The organism is Mesorhizobium sp. M1403, from assembly GCF_040317695.1.
Taxonomy (GTDB): domain Bacteria; phylum Pseudomonadota; class Alphaproteobacteria; order Rhizobiales; family Rhizobiaceae; genus Mesorhizobium.
This window is the reverse complement of record NZ_JAMYKY010000001.1, coordinates 314,157-332,508: the sequence shown is the minus strand read 5'-3', so window position 1 is coordinate 332,508 and position 18,352 is coordinate 314,157. Positions and strand designations below refer to the sequence as shown.

Below are 18,352 nucleotides of genomic sequence, written 5' to 3'. Positions count from 1 at the left end.
AACGGGGCATTTTGCGTGCCCAGTCAGCCATTGTTACATTATGGCAACAATGGGGCAAAAACATTCAGTTTGCGTCAAGATTTACGCTGCGGAATGCCTGTTTTCGTGGCAGGCGGCCTGTCTTGAAGGCAGATTCGTGACCGGCGAATCTATTGCGGCCAGCCGGCCCAATTTGTTTGATCAGCCGGCATCGCGCACCCGCGTCAATGCCACCGAAAGCTTCTCTTGCGCCTCGCGATACTCGGCGAGTTTTTCGCGCTCGGCCTCCACCACCTCGTCCGGCGCGTTGGCAACGAATTTCTCGTTGGACAGCTTCTTGTAAAGCCGCGCAATTTCCTCGGTCACTTTGGCAAGCTCCTTCTGCAGGCGCGCTGCCTCGGCGGCAAGATCGATCAGGCTGCCGAGCGGCAGGCAGATGGTCGCTTCGTTAACGACGATCTGCGCGGAGCCCTTGGGTGCCGCATCGACCAGCGAGATGTCGCCGACCCGCGCCAGCCGCTTGATGGCCGACGCCTGGCGCTCGAGCCTTTCGTGTGTCGTGTCGTTGGCACCGATCACCATCAGGGGTGCTATCGCCGCCGGCGGCACGTTCATTTCCGAACGCACCGAGCGGATGCCGGAGACGAGATCGACCAGCCAGTTGATATCGGCGGCGGCCTCCTCGTCCTCGAAGTCGGGCGACGGCCAAGCCGCATGACAAAGCAGCGACGGCCGTTGCCTGCCCTCGCCGGCGGTTTCGGCCCACAGTTCCTCGGTCATGAACGGCATCATCGGATGCAGCAGCTTGTAGATCTCGTCCAGCACGAAGGCGACGCATGCCCTGCTCTCGGCCTTGGCGGCCTCGTCGGTGCCCATGAATACCGGCTTCAGCAGTTCCAGGTACCAGTCGCAGAACTGGTTCCAGACGAACCGGTAGGCAGCACCCGCCGCCTCGTTGAAGCGGTACGAGGTGATGCCGTCGGTTATGTCTTGCGCGGCTCGCGTCAGCTCCGTCAGGATCCAGCGGTTGACCGCCAGCTTGGCGTCCTGCAGCCAGAAATCGTCGTCGCGCGCCACTTCGTTCATCTCGGCGAAGCGCGTCGCGTTCCACAGCTTGGTGCCGAAATTGCGATAGCCGGCAATGCGGGCCGGATCGAGCTTAACGTCGCGCCCTTGCGCTGCCATCACCGTCAAGGTGAAGCGCAGCGCATCGGCGCCATATTCGTCGATGAGGTCGAGCGGATCGATGACGTTGCCTTTCGACTTCGACATCTTCTGTCCATTCTTGTCGCGAACCAGCGCATGCACATAAACGGTATGAAACGGCTCCTGGTCCATGAAATGCAGGCCCATCATCATCATGCGGGCGACCCAGAAGAAGATGATGTCGAAACCGGTGACCAGCACGTCGGTCGGGTAATAGGTCTTCAGCTCCGGCGTCTGGTCCGGCCAGCCGAGCGTCGAGAACGGCCACAGCGCCGACGAGAACCATGTGTCGAGCACGTCCTCGTCGCGGGTCAGGATCTCGCCAGGCTGGAAATTCTCGAGTTTGTCCTCGACCCAGGCCTTCCACGGCCCTTCCAGCGCCAGATAATATTCGACGGCGGCACCGAGCGCTTCTTCCTCGGTCTTTTCGACAAAGACATGCCCGTCCGGCCCGTACCAGGCAGGGATCTGGTGGCCCCACCAGAGCTGGCGCGAAATGCACCAGGGCTGGATGTTCTCCATCCAGTCGAAATAGGTCTTTTCCCAGTTTTTGGGCACGAAATTGGTACGGCTCTCGCGCACCGAGGCGATCGCCGGCTTGGCCAGTTCCGCCGCATTGACATACCATTGGTCGGTCAGAAACGGCTCGATAGGCACGCCGCCACGGTCGCCGTGCGGCACGGCGTGGCGATGCGGCTCGACCTTTTCAAGAAAGCCGCCCGCCTCCATCAGCTCGACGATCTTCTTGCGCGCATCGAAACGATCCAGGCCATCGAGGCCGTCCCAGACGGCCTGGCGCTCCGGCGTCACTTCCAGTCCCGCCAGAAAGTCCTCATTGTCCTTGAGGCTCACCGCCGCATTGACGGTGAGGATGTTGACCGCCGGCAGCCGGTGGCGCTTGCCGACCTCGAAGTCGTTGAAATCATGCGCCGGCGTGATCTTGACCGCACCGCTGCCTTTTTCGGGATCGGAATACTCGTCCGCCACCACCGGGATCTTGCGGCCGACGATCGGCAGGATGAGGTTCTTGCCGACGAGATGCCGGAAACGCTCGTCGTCGGGGTGGACTGCGACAGCCGTATCGCCCAGCATCGTCTCGGGGCGGGTCGTCGCAACGGTGATGAAGGTTTTCGGATTTTCCGGATCGAACGTCTTGCCTTCGACCGGATAGCGGAAGTGCCAGAGGTTGCCGTTGACTTCCTGCTGCTCGACCTCGAGATCCGAGATGGCGGTCAACAGCTTCGGGTCCCAGTTCACAAGGCGCTTGTCCTTGTAGATCAGCCCTTCCTTGTAGAGCGTCACGAACACTTCGAGCACTGCCTTCGACAGGCCCTCGTCCATGGTGAAGCGCTCGCGGCTCCAGTCGGCCGAGGCCCCGAGCCGCTTCAGCTGGTTGAGGATGGCGCCACCGGACCCGGCCTTCCACTCCCACACCTTGTCGATGAACTCATCGCGCGTCAGGTCGCGACGGTGGATCTGCTTTTCCATCAGCTGGCGCTCGACCACCATCTGGGTGGCGATGCCGGCATGATCCATGCCCGGCTGCCACAAGACGTTCTTGCCGCGCATGCGCTCGAAGCGCACCAGAATGTCCTGCAGCGTGTTGTTGAGCGCATGGCCCATATGCAGCGAGCCGGTGACGTTCGGCGGCGGGATGACGATGGTGAAGGCTTCAGCCCCCTCCTCGGCGCCGGCACCGGCCCGAAACGCGTCGGCCTCTTCCCAAATCCTGGCAATCTTCGGCTCGACGGCTTTGGCGTCGTAGGTCTTTTCGAGCATGGGAAAACGGTCCGCGCTGTCCGGAATTTGTGGTCCGGTGTAAATCGGAAGGTTGTTGCCAAGTCAACCGCAAGGGCGGCATGGCCGATAGATAGCGCCGGGATGGTTAGGTGCAACTCGCGGAAGTGACGTTGCAAGGCAATCGCTTCAGGTTTGCGCTGCCCCTCATTGCCGTGCCCGTCCTCCGCAGCAGCTGCGCTGAAGCTGCGGAGGGTGGACCGGGCATTTCTCGCCGTGTAGTGACGGGGAGAAAGACGCCTGCACTCCTGTACTGAAGCTTTCGCCAATCACGAACGTTGCGGAAAACGCGGCGGGGTTGCGGTCAGCCCCTTCTGCCCGTCACTATACGGGGAGGGTGCCGGCAGGCGGATGACGGGCAGCGCCGACTTCGACGATTTGCCGGTCGAGCGCCGCCCATCGGCGGCTCTCCGAATTGCTACTGCGCGCCGCGCGCGACGCGCTCGATTTCCTCGCGCACCAGCCGCTCGACCAGCGTCGGCAGGTTGTTGTCCAGCCAGTCCTGCAGCATCGGCCGCAGCATCTCCTCGGCCATCTCGTCGAAGGTCTTCTTGCTGCGGCTGGCAAATGCGTCTGAAAGCTCGCCGAAGGCGGCGGCAACCTGCCGCCCCGTATGTTCCGAAAGGATCGCCGGCCGAGAGTACGGCGCCTCGCTGGCCGCCGAACTCGCCAATCCCATTTTCGAAGGTCCCGGGCCGATTTTCGAAGGTTCCAGGCCGCTTTCCGAAGACTGCGACCCATTTTCAGAAGGCTCCGGCGCAGGTCCAGCAGTCGCCTCGTCTTCGAAAACCTCGGCTTTTGGCCCGGCGTCCGGCGTCCGGGGTGGCTCGGCCCGGTCCGGCTTGGCCATCGCGTCGCCGACCTCTGCGATCTCGCGCCGCCAATCGGCAATGATGGTGTCCGTCGTCTCGGCAGCCTTGGCCGTCGCAGGCCGATCCGGCTTTGCGGGCGGTTCGGGAGCGGTGTTCACTTCAGCCAGAGTGACCGGCGCTTTTGCCGGGCCGGGACGCACTTCCGTATACGCATTGACGGGCGCGGATGATGGCTGCACCTCGGCCCGCGTGGCCGGCTTGGCGATCTCCAGTCCGCCGCGCAGTTCGGAACGGAACGCATCGCCCTCCGCTGCCCGTCCGGCTGCCGGCGCCGGTTGCAGATCCTGGCGCAGCTCGTCCGCGTCGCCCGGCTGCTTGCGGCCGGTATCGCTGTCCTCGATGATCCTTCTGATGGAAGCCAGTATCTCTTCCATGGAAGGTTCGCGCTGTACGCTGCTTGCCGTCGCCATCGTCACATCCGCCGCCCTTGTGACTCGTTCTCAGATTTCCTGTCCGGCAATGCCGGATTCGAATCATGGCGACAGCGTAACCGACGGAACGCCCTGCGAGAATCCCCAATCTGGCGACATCTCGGATTTCAACAGATTAGGGTCGGGAGTGGAAGCCCGCGCGTCGTTCGAGCGCGGGCTGAAAACACGGCCTGGCGATCAGCGGCCGTCCGGCGTGCGCAGGCCGATCCACTTGTCTTTGACGGCGTTGTAATGCTCTTCCGGCCTGTACTTCGTCACATTGAGCGCAAGGCGGTCTGCCGACAAATGGCCAACCGCAGAGAGGATGGCATAGCTTGCCACCACCACGTCGCGTTCGGCACTGGCAAGATTGATCTTGGCAGTGATGACGGTCGCCTGCGCATTGAGAACGTCGAGCGTGGTACGCTGGCCGACATTGCGCTCCTCGATGACGCCGTTCAAGGCAAGCTGCGCGGCGGCGACCACCTGCCGGTTGGCCGTGACGCTTTGCTGCGCGGCGGTATATTGCGTCCATGCCGATGTCACGGCCTGGCGCACCTGGTCGCGACTCACGTCGACTTCGATCCGCGCCTGGCTGAGCGATTCCTTGTTCTGGCGCACGGTCGCCGAGGTCCGTCCGCCGGAATAGATCGGCACGGTCAGTGTCGCGCCGATGTTCGCCGACGTCCTTGTACCATCCTGCGATGCCCCAAGGACGCCCGGAACCGTGTTGCGATAGTCGCCGGAAACGCCGGCGCTAGCCGAAAGCTGCGGCAGCAGCGCGCCTTCGGCCGATTTAACCGAAAACGCCGCCGCGTCGACCAGATGCTCGGTGGCGAGGATGGCCGGATGTTCGGCCGATGCGATCGCAATCGCTGCATCGAGACTCGACGGCAACAGCTTTGACAGCGGCGAAGCCGGCCTGAGCCTGCCCGGCTCGTCGCCGACGATCTGGCGATAGGTCGCAGCACTTGCCAGCGCTGTCGCGCGGGCGGCGCTCAACTGCGCCACCGCGGAGGCGCGCGAAGCATCGGCTTGCGCGACGTCGGTGCGCGTGCCTTCGCCGACCTCGAAGCGCGAACGCGCCGCACGCGCCTGCTCGGTCAGGAATTGCAGATTCTGTTCGGTCAGCACCGCGATCTGGCGGTCGCGGATGACGTCCATATAGGCACTTGCCGCGTTGAACAGGGTGTTTTCTTCGGTGTTGCGCAGGCTCTCGACCGAGGCGCTGACCCGCGCTTCAGCGGCCGCGACATTGTTCCTGGTCTGAAAGCCGTCGAACAGGGTTTGATTGATCTGGACGCCAAAGTTGCCGGTAGTTATGCGTGCGGTTCGACTGGTACCATTGACGTGGGTGCTGGTGTAGTCGATGTCCGCGGAACCGGTGATGGTCGGGCGCCAGCCGGACTTGGCGATTGCAACGCCCTCGTCGGTGACGCGGACGCCGGCGCGTGTCGAATTGAGCGAGGAATTGTTTTGGTAGGCCTTTGAAAGGGCCCCGATGATCGTTTCGGCCGAGGCGACCATTGGAGAAAGCGCGGTCGCCGAAACGAGGACAGCGGTAAAAAGCAACTTGCGTACAGACGGCACGTTATATTCCCTCATTCGTTTTGCACGGGAACTGCGCCACGCTGGCTTCTCCTCTGATCAGCCGGCGCCGCGTTTTTTATCGTTCCCCCGCTGAAAGCCCCCAAGAAACACCCGGTTATGCAGATCAGCAACGATTGTTCAAACGCAAGCGATCATGACAACGCCTTCGCTGCAAGGCAAAATCACTCAGAATTCGAAGGCGGGAATGCGTTCAAATCCAGGTAGTGGCTTAATTGCCGCATTAAATGCGCGTCTTCCCGTTACAACCCCTCCAGTCTTAAAAAAAAGCCGGGCTACGCCCGAATTGCCCTGCCCCTCCACGGCGACGAGTCGGCCGCCTTCGGCAAGCTGGTCGAACAGCGCCGCCGGCACCTCCCCGCCGCTGCCGCCGAACAGGATCACGTCGTAAGGCGCCTTGGCAACATGGCCTTGCGGCAGCGGCCCCTGGACCACCGTGACATTGCCGCAACCCAGCGCGGCAAGCGTCGAAGTGGCGGTTTCGGCCAGCGCCGGATCGCTTTCCAGCGCGACCACGGACCTTGCCAGCCGCGACAGGATCGCCGCCGCGTAGCCGGTGCCGCAGCCAACATCGAGTGCCGAAGCGCTTGGGCCGATATCGGCCAGCTGCATCAGCTTGGCCAATGGCGACGGTTCCATCAGATAGCGCGGGCCATCGGCCGTATCGGCAATACGGATGTCCTCATCGATATAGGCGAGATCGCGCTGGCCGGCGCCGACAAAGGCCTCGCGCGGCACGACAAGCATCGCCTCGAGCAACGGCGCGCTGGTCACGTCGGTGGTGCGGATCTGGCCGTCGACCATCTTCACCCGGCGTTCGGCAAAATCAGCGCTCATGTTCCAACCATCCGCTTGCCGCGCAGAGGCCGCGGCTGTTTCGACCGGAACTGAAGCCCCCTGGCGCTGACGCGCGGGAGCTCGGGCATTGGAGGCCTCGCCCGGAATCGAACCGGGGTGCAAGGATTTGCAGTCCTCTGCGTAACCACTCCGCCACGAGGCCTCATTGCTCCCGGCGTTCCACCCGGCTCCAATAGGTTGCGGCGAAAATGCCGTCAAGCGGCCACCATGCATTCCCAACGGTTCTTCCGACATCGAGGCACTGCTTATCAACGCAATACCATGCTAGCAATAACATATTAGCTTATCGTTAAGCACGATTCTCGGCGAGAGGAACCCGATACCGGCGGCCACGTTGGGCAGATAGCAGGGTCCGCCATGCGTCGAGCAGCTACGGAAGACGGCACACCGCGCGGATTGTCGCAGTCTGCAGAGCTTGTGCGCTATGCCATCGACCGCCTCAGCATAGAAGGCGCAAACAGCCTGCCACCGCGCGACCGTGCGCGGCTGGCATCGGCCACCGCCGTCCTCAAGGAGCTTTGCGAACGCCTGGAAAGCTGCTTCGACCAACCTCGGTAATGCAGAAGCTAATGCATAGGCGGAGCACGCCGTCCTCCGGCATTTTCCGGCTAGCGGCGCGTCAGCAGGGCAATCTCAGTCCGGCCGCCGCCGCCGCTCCCACCAGACGACGAAACGGCGCCGGTGACGGCGCACCAATGCGAATTCGTAGGAGAGCACCAGCAATCCGATCGGCACCATCCAGAACCCAAGGATCGGCAGGAAGCCGAGAATGCCGCCGATGATCAGCACGACGCCGATCGCAATCCTGAGGCCGCGCGAGCGCGGCATGGTGAACTGGCGGCCGAAGACCGAGATTTTCCGGGCCGGTGGCTGTTCGTCGCTCATTGCCGTCATGTGAAATGTCGATCCGTTTGCATCAGTAGCACCATCAGCCGGAGAAAGCCGCAACGGCCTTTTCCGTTCCCCGACAGGCGAGAGACAGCTCATATGAGGGCGCTCGCCGGCCATTGCCAGAAAGCCCTGCGCCAAAAAGCACCGAAAAAATGCGAAATGCTTCTTTGCAAAGCCGAAACGGGTTTGCTATAGGCTGCCCCACTCACATGAGAGCCTCTGTTCCCCGGTAGCTCAGTGGTAGAGCAACCGGCTGTTAACCGGTTGGTCGCTGGTTCGAATCCGGCCCGGGGAGCCATCGCCTTTTCTACGCCAAGTCGCGATTTTGCACGCCGGCGTGCGATTTTTCCCTACGCTTCGATCTCAATAGCCCTGCTTCCAGAGTGTCAGAGCATCGAGGACCGACGAAATCAGGCGTAGAATAGCAGCCGTCGCCGCCCACGCCTATTCCTCGCAGGCCGCAATCGCAGGATCGGCGGCTACCGCGCGGAAATACTGATGATCGGCGGCTTCGCGCCCGAGTCCGCCATTCAGTTCGCCGCGGCGGCGTCCGAACGTTGCCGCCTGTTATCACTGCCGTCGCTGCCTCAACGACCGCAGCTTCCAGACGGGCGCGAGGTGTTCGTGGACGGCGGATTTGCACAGCTTTGAGCTTGCGCGCGCGGGGCGTCGCTGGGACAAAGCAGAGAGGCCTCGTGCCAGATTTGCCAGACAAGATCTCAACGCCTACTCAGTTGAGCGTGATCCGCGAGGACGTCGCGCCAGCGGCGTTGCCCAGAGGACTTACCCCCGTGCCTCCTGCCAGTGGGGATAGGTGACATAGGCGGTGACCGCGCCTTTCTCGTGCGAGCAGATCGTGACCTTCTGACCTTTGGGCATATGGACGATCTCGCCCGGCCCTGCGGTGACGCTGCCTGACTTTCCGGACACCGACAGCCGCCCCTTGAGGACGACCATCACATCATCGACGGCCATTGTCTCCTCGAGTGTCTGGTTCGGCCCATAGCGCCCGTACCCGATCGTGATCGGGGAGGCATGACGCTGGTCGACCAGATTGCCCACGAACACGTCTCCGTCCTGTCCTGGAGAACGCTCCAGCGTTGCGTCGGTGATGTTGAACTTGCTAACCTTCACGGGAATTGTTCCTTCTGGATGTTGAGTGGTTAGGTTGAACTCCTGCGTCTCAAGGCCGAGTCCTCAGAGCGGCCTCCTTCATGTCGTCCTCGTCCTCCGCGTAAATCGGATGCGCTTATTCATCAGCCCGGCCCTGTCAAAGCCGGGCCTTAGCGCGAAAGGCACTGTCGATCTCGGCTCGTGTGGCGCTCGATGCATTGCCGAGCACGCGATTCGCCTGCTCGCGAACATCAAGTCCGCTCAGGCGATTGCGCCCCCGTCGGCGGTCAGGATGGCGCCCGTAATCACGCTCGCGGCGGGACTTGCCAGAAAGACCACAGCGTTCGCGACTTCGCGCGGCTCGCCGTAGCGTCCCAAAGACGTCAGGCTTCGCTGGAAATCGGCAGCCTCGCCATCCGCCGGATTTGAATCCGTATCGGTCGCTCCGGGCTGCACAAGATTCACGGTGATGCCGTTCGGGCCGAGTTCGCGCGAAAGACCGCGGGTGAAGGAGGTAAGTGCCGCCTTGGACATCGCATAAGCCGTTATGCCGGGGAACGGGACCCGCTCTCCCAAGGCCGAACCGATCGTGATGATGCGTCCCCCTTCGGTGAGATGCGGGATAACTGCTTTCGCAAACAGCACTGGCGCTCGCACGTTGACGTCCATCACGGCCTGATAGTCATTCACCTCGATGTCGGCGATCGTTCCCGTGTGGCCAATAGCCGCGCTGTTGACGAGGATATCGAGTCCACCGAGCGCCGAGAAGGCTTTGCTCACAGAGCGCATGATGGCCTCCGGGGCAGCGCTGTCGGCTTGGATGGCGACTGCGCGACGCCCTGTGCTCTCGATAGATTTCGTCACCGCTTCAGCTTCTTTGGCCGAGCGCTTGTACGTGAACGCGACGTCAGCGCCGTTCTCTGCCAGCGCCAACGCGATCGCGGCTCCGATGCCCCGCGAAGCGCCAGTAACCAATGCGCGCTTCCCATTCAGATCGATCATATGTTTGTCCTTTTCTACCATTGTTGGTTCCAGCGCCCAGGTGATTCGCGTGAGACGCGGCAGGCGGTCAAAAACCTGATCCACGAACTTAGTGTTCGGGATCTGTCTCTTTCAGTGTCGAGAAATGCCAAGCTGTGTTGCGAAGGGGGGAACGCTGGCCGATGGCTTCTCAAGCCGAACAGGGCGACCACCTTCCGGAGCGATGGCCGGTCCGATGCCCTCGACCCGTTCAGGCCAGGCCTTTGCGAACGGCAATGCCGGTTTCGGCTTACGCTTTCCTCGGTCGCGCCGTGCCACGCACGGCTGCTTCAGAGGATGGTGCCCTCGGTTCGATTACGTCGGTGATCAAGGACGACTTTCTTCATCATCGCGTTGATGCGCTTGGGGACCTTCCTGCTGGTCGCGGCCACCAACCTCACCAACGCCGAGCACAGTCGTCGCCGCCGTGGCGTTGGGTATTCCGGCAGACAGCCACGCCCCTATGACTGACGAAGCACGTCCTGCCATTCCGGATGGCGGCCGATCTGCGCCTTTGCGAACGGGCAGAGCGGAATGATGGCAATCCCGTCGCGTCGGGCATCCTCGATCGCCTGGCGCACCAATCGCTCGCCGACCTTGCGGCCACGCAAGGCCGCTGGAACTTCGGTATGGTCGATGATGATCAACCCTTCGCCGGCCCGGCTATAGGTCATCTCGGCTTCGACCCCGTCGATCACCAGCCGGTACCGACCCTTCGTTGCCCCATCCTCCCGCTCGACCTTTTCGTCGCCGGCCGAAGGCGCATCCTTCGCCAGCGCCGCGTCCGGGCGGCGGACCTTACGTGGCTGTCCCGGCGCACATTCCAGAATATCGCGGTCCCATTCGCCCAGATCGGCGGCAGCCTCGTAGGTCGAGACGAGGAAAGCCATCAGAGCTTCGTCGGGATCGGCCGCTGACTGCACGGCATCGTAGGGTAGAATGAATTCAGACAGGCCGTCATGCCAGAACGCGGCATTGGGCCGGACCATTGCTGCCCGGTAACCGTTCGGCGCCGGATAGGCGTAGGCGTAGAAGGCAGGATAGTCGATGCCGCCGCCGCCCGGCCAGAAGCCCGCTGACGAGACCTCGCGGTCATAAGCCTCCTGCGCCACGTCGTCCGGCAAGGCGGGGATACCGCCGGGGTGGAGCGGCGCGCGCCGTCCCGAAAAGCGGGTAATCGCCAGGTCGAAGCTGCCCCAGAACAGATGAACGGGACTGGATTTGCCGAGAAAGGAGGTACGGAAACGATTGAAGACCTTGTCGACCGCCATCAACGCCTGATGGAAGTGTTGAACGGCGTCGCGGTCATAGGGCCGGTCGCGATGATCTTCGGCGAAGGGTACCGGGTTGGGGACCTCGTTCGGTTGTCCGTTGAACGTCGGCGTGCCGCCGAGCTCCGAAATCAACTGCACGAAGCTGGCGTGGAACGCCGCGACCGTCATCGGTTCGAGCGCGAACGACGCCCGGCGGCCTTCGCCGCAGGTGCCCACGACCCTGTGCTCCCAGAAATCGAACAGGATCTCGATGCCCGGGCCGTCGGGTATCGGCGAGGATGCCAGACCGTTCGGCGTGACGTAGAAGGTCGCGTTCCACGAATGGTTCAGCCACGGTGTATGAGCTAGCCGGTATTTGCCGGCGACCTGCAGGTAGAGATGCAGAGCTGAACAAGTCTCACGCCAGCTAAGGTAGTCAAGGTGGGGCCACCTGTTGTTCATTTCACTTTTCTCCATCCAGCATCTGCTCCGTACGGGTGACGGTCATTTAGTCTTGGGTCAGCACCGGTCAATCCGGAACGGGGATGTGCTCATCCCGGTCGTCGATTGGCAGATCGAAGCGGCCCTTGCCCCAGTTTCCGGCGCACCATTCGGCCTTGGCATCTTCGATGCGCTCCTTGGATGAGGCGACGAAATTCCACCAGATGTAACGGGGGCCCGGAAAGGTCGCGCCGCCGAGGATCATCAGCCGCGCGCCTCTACTGCCGGCGGCGACGGTGATCTTGTCGCCGGGCCGGAAGACCATCATCTGGGAGGCCTCGAATTCCTGGCCGGCGACCGAGATCGAGCCCTCGACGATGTAGATTCCCCGGTCCTCGTGATCGTCCGGCATCGGCAGTCGGCGCCCCGCTTCCAATGTCACGTCGGCGTAAAAGGTCTCGGAGAACATTGTCGCGGGCGCGGCCTTGCCGTAGGCGTTTCCAAGAATGAGCCGAACCGAGACGCCACTGTCCTCGATCGTCGGCAACGCCTCCTTGCCGTGATGTTCGAAGGTGGGCGCTATGTCCTCGTGGCTGTCGGGCAGCGCCAGCCAGGTCTGGATACCGAACAGGCTGTTCGGGCCACTGCGGGCTGTCGCGGAGGTGCGCTCGGAATGGGACACGCCACGTCCGGCGACCATCCAGTTCAATTTCGCCCGGGCGGATGATCTGGTCGGCACCGGTGCTGTCCCGATGATGGAAGTCACCGCGAAACAGGTAGGTGACGGTGCCCAAACCTGTATGCGGATGCGGCCGGACGTCAACGCCCTGTCCGGTCAGGAACTCGGCAGGCCCGGCCTGGTCGAAGAAGATGAATGGGCCCACCATCTGCCGCTTCGGCGCCGGCAAGGCGCGACGGACTTCGAAGTCACCCAGGTCGCGGGATCGCGGAATGATGAGCGTCTCGATCGCGTCGATGCCCACCTCAACGGGGGAGCCGGGTTCGATTGCCGGGTTCCAACTCATGCACGCCATCCTCTCCTGGCTTCCGGAATGTCGAGACTGGCGCGCGACCGTCCATCGAGCTAGCCCCGTGATACGTCAAGCTGTGTCGCAGCAAGTGGAACGTGCAGGCCATGTCGCCGAAGTAGTGCCACCGTCGAGCGAAGGTCCTAGACCAGGCTTCGTACCGTTCGTGTCCTAGTGGTCGAGCCCCCAAATATCCGGGTTCAGTTTGAAATGCTCAGTCAGCATCTCGGTGAGGACACGCACTTTCCGCGCGGGATGTTGACCCGGCGGACGGACCACATACGCGCCTGCTGCCGGTACCGGATAGCGTGTCATGATCGGAACGAGCGCGCCGGAGGCCACATAGTCATGCGTGATGCAATCGGGGAGCCAGGCGATGCCGAGGCCTGCCGCCGCCGCGGCCGCAAGTGCCATAGCGTTGTCGGCCTTGAACCTGCCCTGTGGCTGAACCGTGACAACCTTGCCACCATCCATGAATTGCCAGGTTTCCGTTCCCTGCATGAGGGCCTGATGGGTGACGAGGTTGTCTGGCGTCTCAGGTGAACCGTGCGCTTCGATATAGTCCGGGCTTGCGACAAGCTTGCCATGGAACGGCCCGATGCGCTTCGCGATCAGGTTGGAGTCCTGAAGGTAGCCAGCCCGGATCGCGCAATCGAAACCTTCGGCGATGAGATCGACGAAACGATCACTGTAGTAGGTATGGATGTGGAGCTTTGGGTGCTGGCGCGCCATTTCAGCAAGCACGGGGGCGAAGTGGGTGGGGCCGAATGTAAGCGGCATGGCAACCCTCAGGCGGCCGCGAAGATCACCGGTCGGAAGGATCGTTTCCCTTGCGGTGTCGATCTCGGCGCTGGCCCGGGCCGCATGGTCCCTGAACGTGATTCCCGCTTCCGTAAGCGCGGCGCCGCGGGTTGTTCGTGCAAGAAGCTGAACCCCGAGTTCCGCTTCAACCCGAAAGAGCCGCCGACTGACGATTGACTTGGAGACGCCGAGCCGGCGCGCGGCGGCCGATACGCCCCCCGCATCGGCCACTGCGACGAATGTCTGTAGATCTTTGATGTCCATTTCCGCGTTCCTCATTTCGCGACACAGCTTGCCTGACTATGGCACTACCGCATCACCAAAAGGAACAGCAAATTCCGTCCAGGCAACGTCACCCGCTGGCGCATGTCTCCCGTGAACCCATTGCCGTTCATAGCGGCAGAGAAAGGAAGTCTTGATGACCCCTCGTAACGGCCTAGATTCGCTTCTTCGTCCTGAAGACTCGGTCCTCGTTCTGATCGACCACCAGCCCTACCAGCTCGCGAACCTGAACAGCCACGATCCGCACATGGTGGTCAACAATTCGACGGCTCTGGCGAAGGCCGCCAAGGCCTTTGGCGTCCCCGCGATTGTGACGAGCGTGATCGCTGACCGGGGCGGTCTCATCTTCCCCCAGATCACGGATGTGTTTCCCGGCCAGGAGGTGATCGACCGGACGTTCATCAACACCTGGGAGGACCAGAAGGTGGTGGATGCGGTCAAGGCGACGGGCCGTAAGCAGCTGATCATCGCCGGCCTGTGGACCGAGATTTGCGTTGCGATGCCAGCGATCCAGGCGCTCGGCGAAGGCTGGGACGTGACGGTCGTCACCGATGCGTCCGGCGGCACTTCGGTCGAGGCCCATGAGGTCGCCATCCAGCGCATGATCGCGGCCGGCGCGAACATGATGACCTGGCTGGCGGTGGCGTCGGAATGGCAGCGCGACTGGGCCCGCACAGAGCATGCCGCCGAGCTTTCGGAGGTGCTTGTGCAGCATGCCGCCGGCAGCGGCATCGCGTTCCTCTGGGAGCAGCAGCTCCTCAACACGCCTGTGCCGAGCGAAGGCTGATCCGGGCCGGGATGGAGAGCACTTCGGTGGGGGTCGGGATCGATCCGTTTGCCGGCCCTCGCCATCCTCGCCCTTCTGGCTTCAACCTTCGTGGTCGTGAAGCTCGTGGTTCTCGGCGGCCATGCGCTCGGAGCCTGGCACGGCGTCCGACCGCTCCGTAAGCCACCAGAGCTTGCGAGGCGCGCGCGGATGCTGACCGGCATCATCTTCGTGGCCTTTGGGGCGCCGATGATCTGGTCTGCCCTGACTGCCACGTAGAGCCGCGGGATTTGGGAAGCGCGTCTTCTTCCCACCATAGCCCGCGATTGCGGCCAACTCAGCCGGGCTCTCTGTCACCTCAAAGGAGAAACTAGGGAATATGTCTATGGATCGTTTCCCGGCTGGATTGGAAATGGATGTCATCTATCCGAACTTCCAGGTCAGTCTGACGCTCATGTCAACTTCGCAATTGAAGTTCGAGATCAAGGAAGGACCGTTCGCCCGGACCGAGACCGTCGATATTCAGGTCGTGCCGCTCGGCAACAGTATCTTCGCGGTCAGCTGGCAGGAGAAGGACGGCGCGACTGTCACGAATGTTCAGGATTATGATCGCGGCGTGATCCATTCGTGGGCCACTCTGCCCGATGGTCAGTTTCTGCGAATGACCGGAACATTTGCAATCACGCGGCCAGCTGATCGCATTGCCGATGATCGCCCCCACCGCAACAGGGCGCTGGTCTTGGACGCGATGACGTCGCTGTTCCAGCGCCACGACGCCTCGGCGGTTGGACGACTCTACGCCGACGATTACATCCAGCACAATCCGAACATTCCTCAAGGCCGGGACGCGTTGCAGGGTCTCGTCGAGGCCCTGTCGCCTTCCGTCTACTACGAGCCGGGCCTGATCATCGCTGAGGGCGATCTCGTCGCCATCCATGGCCGCATCCGCGGCTGGGCGGACGAGCCTCAAATTGTGGTCGATATCTTCCGGGTCGAGGGTGGCAAACTCGTCGAACACTGGGACGTGTTGCAGAACGAGGTGTCGGTAACCGGAGGCGTTGCCGGCCTCTCGATGTTCGATCCCGAGGAAGGTGCCCGCCGCGCCAGATAAGATCGTAGCTATGGGCCGACAACGACTAGATGTTCTTTTCAATAACCCACTGAGCTCTTCTATGCCTCCTACATCCGCTCTTGGCCTGCCGCTCAGCCGCCGCGATGCCCTAATTTCGGCCTCGGCGCTTGCCGCAGGCTTCGCCTTTCCGCTGGGCACCGCGCATGCCGCGGGGCCTGCCACCCTCGACGTTCCAGAACGAGAACACACCATGGGCTTTGTCACGACCGACGACGACGTACAGATTTTCTACAAGGACTGGGGTCCCAAGGACGCTCGGCCAATCGTTTTTCACCATGGCTGGCCACTCAGTTCCGATGACTGGGACGCGCAGATGCTGTTCTTCCTGTCGAAGGGCTATCGCGTCGTCGCGCATGACCGGCGCGGCCACGGACGCTCGGAGCAGGTCGCCGAGGGTCACGACATTGGCCATTACGCGGCCGACGCGTTTGCCGTCGCCGAGGCGCTGGATCTGCGGAACGCGGTTCACATTGGCCATTCCACCGGTGGCGGCGAAGTCGCGCGGTACGTGGCGCGACATGGCGAACCTGCGGGCCGGGTGGCCAAGGCCGTCCTCGTCGCCGCCATTCCGCCGCTGATGCTGAAGACCGACGACAACCCCGAGGGAACACCCATGGAGGTCTTCGACGGCTTTCGGACGGCACTGGCCAGCAACCGCGCGCAGTTCTTCCGCGACGTCCCGTCGGGCCCGTTCTACGGCTTCAACCGCGAGGATGCGACGGTCCATGAGGGCGTGATCCAGAACTGGTGGCGGCAGGGCATGATGGGTAGCGCCAAGGCGCACTACGATGGCATCAAGGCCTTCTCGGAAACCGACCAGACCGATGACCTTAAGGCGATCACCGTGCCGACGCTGGTGCTGCACGGTGAGGACGACCAGGTCGTTCCGATCGCCGCCTCGGCTTTGAAGGCGGTCAAGCTGCTGCCGAATGGCTCGTTGAAGACCTATCCCGGTTTCTCGCACGGGATGCTGACCGTGAACGCCGATGTGTTGAACGCCGACCTTCTGGAGTTCGTCACCAACTGAAGTGGCTGCGGGCGCGGCTCCCGGCCCCGGCCCACAGTTCAAGTCGACGCTTGAAAAGGTGTGCGTTCGTCGGCGCCGCGTTCATCGCGGTCTCACTGGCTAGTCCTATTGCTGGGGCCGAACCAGACGGTCAGCAGCCGTCCCCAAACGCGACGGGTCAAGCGGCCTTCGGAAGGACGGCGCGATAGCGGCCGTAACCCACCTTCACGAGCAGTCCCTCGTCGCACATCCTGGATAGATAGCATCGGGGGATGCCGATGGCCGTGAGTTCAGCCGTGCGCACCTCGCCCCGCTCTCGCGCCAGAGCGACGGCCCGCTCCCTGAGCGTCGGTGTCGGGCCACCAGCGAGGCGTAGTCGTTCCGCGCGGTCCCGGTCGCGTTTGCGGAGTTTCGGTCCCACCGGCGCGTTCTTGCGAAGCGGAATCGCGAATTCATATTTCTCCGTTTCGTCGATCCCGGGGAGCCATCGCCTTTTCTACGCCAAGTCGCGATTTTGCACGCCGGCGTGCGATTTTTCCCTACGCTTCGATCTCGTGTCAGAGCATCGAGGACAGATGAAATCAAGCGCAGAATAGCGGCCTCGCCCGCCCCGCCTATTCTTCGCAAGCCGATCGCAGGACTGGCGACGCAGATGCTTTTTCGTGTTATGATGGGCTTGCAACGCGCGTAATCTCGACCTCGGCAATATGGCAGAGGTCGAAAGCTATTGCCTTGGCACAGGAAGCTTTCGCCCCCAGCACTTGATCGCCTCCGAAACGCTAGGTGTGCTGCTTCCCTGACTGACCCAGGGCGAGGAGGTTGTCCATGTCCACGAGTAGTGTTGACCGCCCGCTGCAGCCGGGCGACCGGGCACCGAATGTTGTGCTCAATGCGATCTCACGCGAAGGCAAGATCGCGCTCGATGATTTTCGAGGCCGTAGCCCGTTGTTGATCGGTTTGTTCCGAGGCCTGCACTGTCCGTTCTGCCGGCGCCATGTCGCGGCGATGGCGCAACTTAAGCCGGCCCTGCGTGAGAAAGGCGTCGAATGCCTGGCTGTGGTCAATACGCCGGTCGAGCGGGCGCGGCTCTATTTCCGTTACCACCCGGCACCCGATCTTCTCGCCGCATCCGACCCGGAGCGAGCCTCGCACCGTGCTTTCGGCTTGCGCGAGGTCGGGATGGACACGGTCATGGCGATACCGTTCCATCTCCCGGGCGAGTTGCCCGAGCCTATGGACGTCATGGCAATGAATGAATTTCTTAACAAGAAGGAAGGTTATGAGATTACGGAAGTCGATCAGCAGGCGATGGCTTCCAGCCAGGCGCAGCTTGTCGGTCAGTTCCTAATCGACCGGGCGGGCATCGTACGCTGGAACTTCACTGAAGTTCTGGAGGATGGCCTCAACACCTTCAGAGCGCCGAATCCCGAGGAATTGATGTCGGCAGCTTCCCAAGTTGCACATTAACAGGCTGCGGAAATGGGCTGCTAAAAACTCGCTCGACGGCCACCGTCCTGTGGTGATTCTTTGGATTTAACAATCGTCGAAATGCTCAGCGCGGGAGGCTAAGGTCTGCCCGTGGGCTTCGTAGCGATTTTTCGATTCAACGGTCTGCGGACCGCTCCGACGCTAGAGTGAGCAAGCCGCATAGGCGGGGCAACGTCCGCTCCTTGCCGCAATCACGTTGTTCCGACAGGCGCGCATAAGGTAATTATGCCGCCTCCCCGTCTGCTGCTCAGTAGACTCCATAGCGAACCTTGATTAGCGGCCCCTCCCTCGCACATCCGGGTTAGATAACAGCGGGGAACGCCGATGTCTGTGAGATCGTGTGTGCGCACAACGCCTCGTTCCTTCGCGAGTGCGACTGCCCGTTGCCTCAAAGATGGTTT

15 protein-coding genes, 2 tRNA genes and 2 pseudogenes are annotated in these 18,352 nt (G+C 62.4%); 7 read left to right on the top strand and 12 right to left on the bottom strand.

Translation table 11 applies throughout. The features are described 5' to 3' along the window. Positions 1-180: 180 nt before the first annotated feature. From NKH01_RS01665 to NKH01_RS01640, 6 genes are all read right to left on the bottom strand, one after another. The gene (locus NKH01_RS01665) at positions 181-2,964 is read right to left on the bottom strand and encodes a valine--tRNA ligase (protein WP_353018642.1); all 2,784 of its coding nucleotides are present in this window, start codon (positions 2,962-2,964) and stop codon (positions 181-183) included. A gap of 436 nt (positions 2,965-3,400) precedes the next feature. Next, the gene (locus tag NKH01_RS01660) at positions 3,401-4,264 is read right to left on the bottom strand and encodes a DUF2497 domain-containing protein (protein WP_353018640.1); all 864 of its coding nucleotides are present in this window, start codon (positions 4,262-4,264) and stop codon (positions 3,401-3,403) included. A gap of 198 nt (positions 4,265-4,462) precedes the next feature. After that, positions 4,463-5,854, bottom strand: coding sequence for a TolC family outer membrane protein (locus tag NKH01_RS01655; RefSeq protein ID WP_023720047.1), 1,392 nt, complete (start codon positions 5,852-5,854; stop codon positions 4,463-4,465). Between the two features lie 186 nt (positions 5,855-6,040). Continuing rightward, positions 6,041-6,709, bottom strand: a complete 669-nt coding sequence (locus NKH01_RS01650) for a protein-L-isoaspartate O-methyltransferase family protein (protein WP_352715230.1) — start codon at positions 6,707-6,709, stop codon at positions 6,041-6,043. A gap of 89 nt (positions 6,710-6,798) precedes the next feature. Beyond that, positions 6,799-6,872, bottom strand: a tRNA-Cys gene (locus NKH01_RS01645). Positions 6,873-7,363: 491 nt separating this feature from the next. Next, positions 7,364-7,624, bottom strand: coding sequence for a hypothetical protein (locus NKH01_RS01640; protein ID WP_023676401.1), 261 nt, complete (start codon positions 7,622-7,624; stop codon positions 7,364-7,366). A gap of 220 nt (positions 7,625-7,844) precedes the next feature. Between NKH01_RS01640 and NKH01_RS01635 the strand changes: the two genes are divergently transcribed. Together NKH01_RS01635 and NKH01_RS01630 are read left to right on the top strand one after the other, a co-directional pair. Next, positions 7,845-7,919: transfer RNA gene (locus NKH01_RS01635), tRNA-Asn, on the top strand. 200 nt (positions 7,920-8,119) lie between these two features. Beyond that, positions 8,120-8,272 carry a hypothetical protein gene (locus NKH01_RS01630; protein ID WP_353018638.1) on the top strand — a complete coding sequence of 51 codons (153 nt, stop codon included), beginning with the start codon at positions 8,120-8,122 and terminating at the stop codon, positions 8,270-8,272. A gap of 132 nt (positions 8,273-8,404) precedes the next feature. On the opposite strand, the pseudogene NKH01_RS01625 reads toward NKH01_RS01630, so the two are convergent. The 5 genes and pseudogenes from NKH01_RS01625 to NKH01_RS01605 all read right to left on the bottom strand — a co-directional run. Next, positions 8,405-8,767: pseudogene (locus NKH01_RS01625) on the bottom strand (EutQ-related cupin domain-containing protein); the annotation flags it as partial. A 228-nt stretch (positions 8,768-8,995) separates the two neighbouring features. After that, entirely contained in the window at positions 8,996-9,736 is a 741-nt protein-coding gene (locus NKH01_RS01620; RefSeq protein WP_353019169.1) for an SDR family NAD(P)-dependent oxidoreductase, read from the bottom strand. 479 nt (positions 9,737-10,215) lie between these two features. Continuing rightward, the gene (locus NKH01_RS01615; RefSeq protein ID WP_353018637.1) at positions 10,216-11,469 is read right to left on the bottom strand and encodes a DUF5996 family protein; all 1,254 of its coding nucleotides are present in this window, start codon (positions 11,467-11,469) and stop codon (positions 10,216-10,218) included. Positions 11,470-11,536: 67 nt separating this feature from the next. Then, positions 11,537-12,473 (bottom strand): annotated as a pseudogene (locus NKH01_RS01610) (pirin family protein). A 174-nt stretch (positions 12,474-12,647) separates the two neighbouring features. Then, positions 12,648-13,541 carry a LysR family transcriptional regulator gene (locus NKH01_RS01605; RefSeq protein ID WP_353018634.1) on the bottom strand — a complete coding sequence of 298 codons (894 nt, stop codon included), beginning with the start codon at positions 13,539-13,541 and terminating at the stop codon, positions 12,648-12,650. 154 nt (positions 13,542-13,695) lie between these two features. Here NKH01_RS01605 and NKH01_RS01600 point away from each other — a divergent pair, with 154 nt between their 5' ends. The 4 genes from NKH01_RS01600 to NKH01_RS01585 all read left to right on the top strand — a co-directional run bounded on the left by NKH01_RS01600 (position 13,696) and on the right by NKH01_RS01585 (position 16,484). Further along, positions 13,696-14,346 carry a hydrolase gene (locus NKH01_RS01600; RefSeq protein ID WP_353018632.1) on the top strand — a complete coding sequence of 217 codons (651 nt, stop codon included), beginning with the start codon at positions 13,696-13,698 and terminating at the stop codon, positions 14,344-14,346. 48 nt (positions 14,347-14,394) lie between these two features. Continuing rightward, positions 14,395-14,604 (top strand): hypothetical protein, encoded by a 210-nt coding sequence (locus tag NKH01_RS01595; protein WP_353018630.1) that lies wholly within the window; start codon positions 14,395-14,397, stop codon positions 14,602-14,604. Positions 14,605-14,710: 106 nt separating this feature from the next. Next, positions 14,711-15,436, top strand: a complete 726-nt coding sequence (locus tag NKH01_RS01590) for a nuclear transport factor 2 family protein (RefSeq protein WP_353018628.1) — start codon at positions 14,711-14,713, stop codon at positions 15,434-15,436. Positions 15,437-15,647: 211 nt separating this feature from the next. Next, a complete protein-coding gene (locus NKH01_RS01585; RefSeq protein WP_353019168.1) occupies positions 15,648-16,484 on the top strand; it encodes an alpha/beta fold hydrolase in 837 nt (278 codons plus the stop codon). Between the two features lie 157 nt (positions 16,485-16,641). Here NKH01_RS01585 and NKH01_RS01580 read toward each other — a convergent pair whose 3' ends face one another. Then, positions 16,642-16,884, bottom strand: coding sequence for a type IV toxin-antitoxin system AbiEi family antitoxin domain-containing protein (locus NKH01_RS01580; RefSeq protein WP_353018627.1), 243 nt, complete (start codon positions 16,882-16,884; stop codon positions 16,642-16,644). Positions 16,885-17,288: 404 nt separating this feature from the next. Here NKH01_RS01580 and NKH01_RS01575 point away from each other — a divergent pair, with 404 nt between their 5' ends. Continuing rightward, on the top strand, positions 17,289-17,930 hold the full coding sequence (locus NKH01_RS01575) for a peroxiredoxin-like family protein (RefSeq protein ID WP_287212788.1): 642 nt from the start codon (positions 17,289-17,291) through the stop codon (positions 17,928-17,930). The last annotated feature ends 422 nt before the right edge of the window (positions 17,931-18,352 follow it).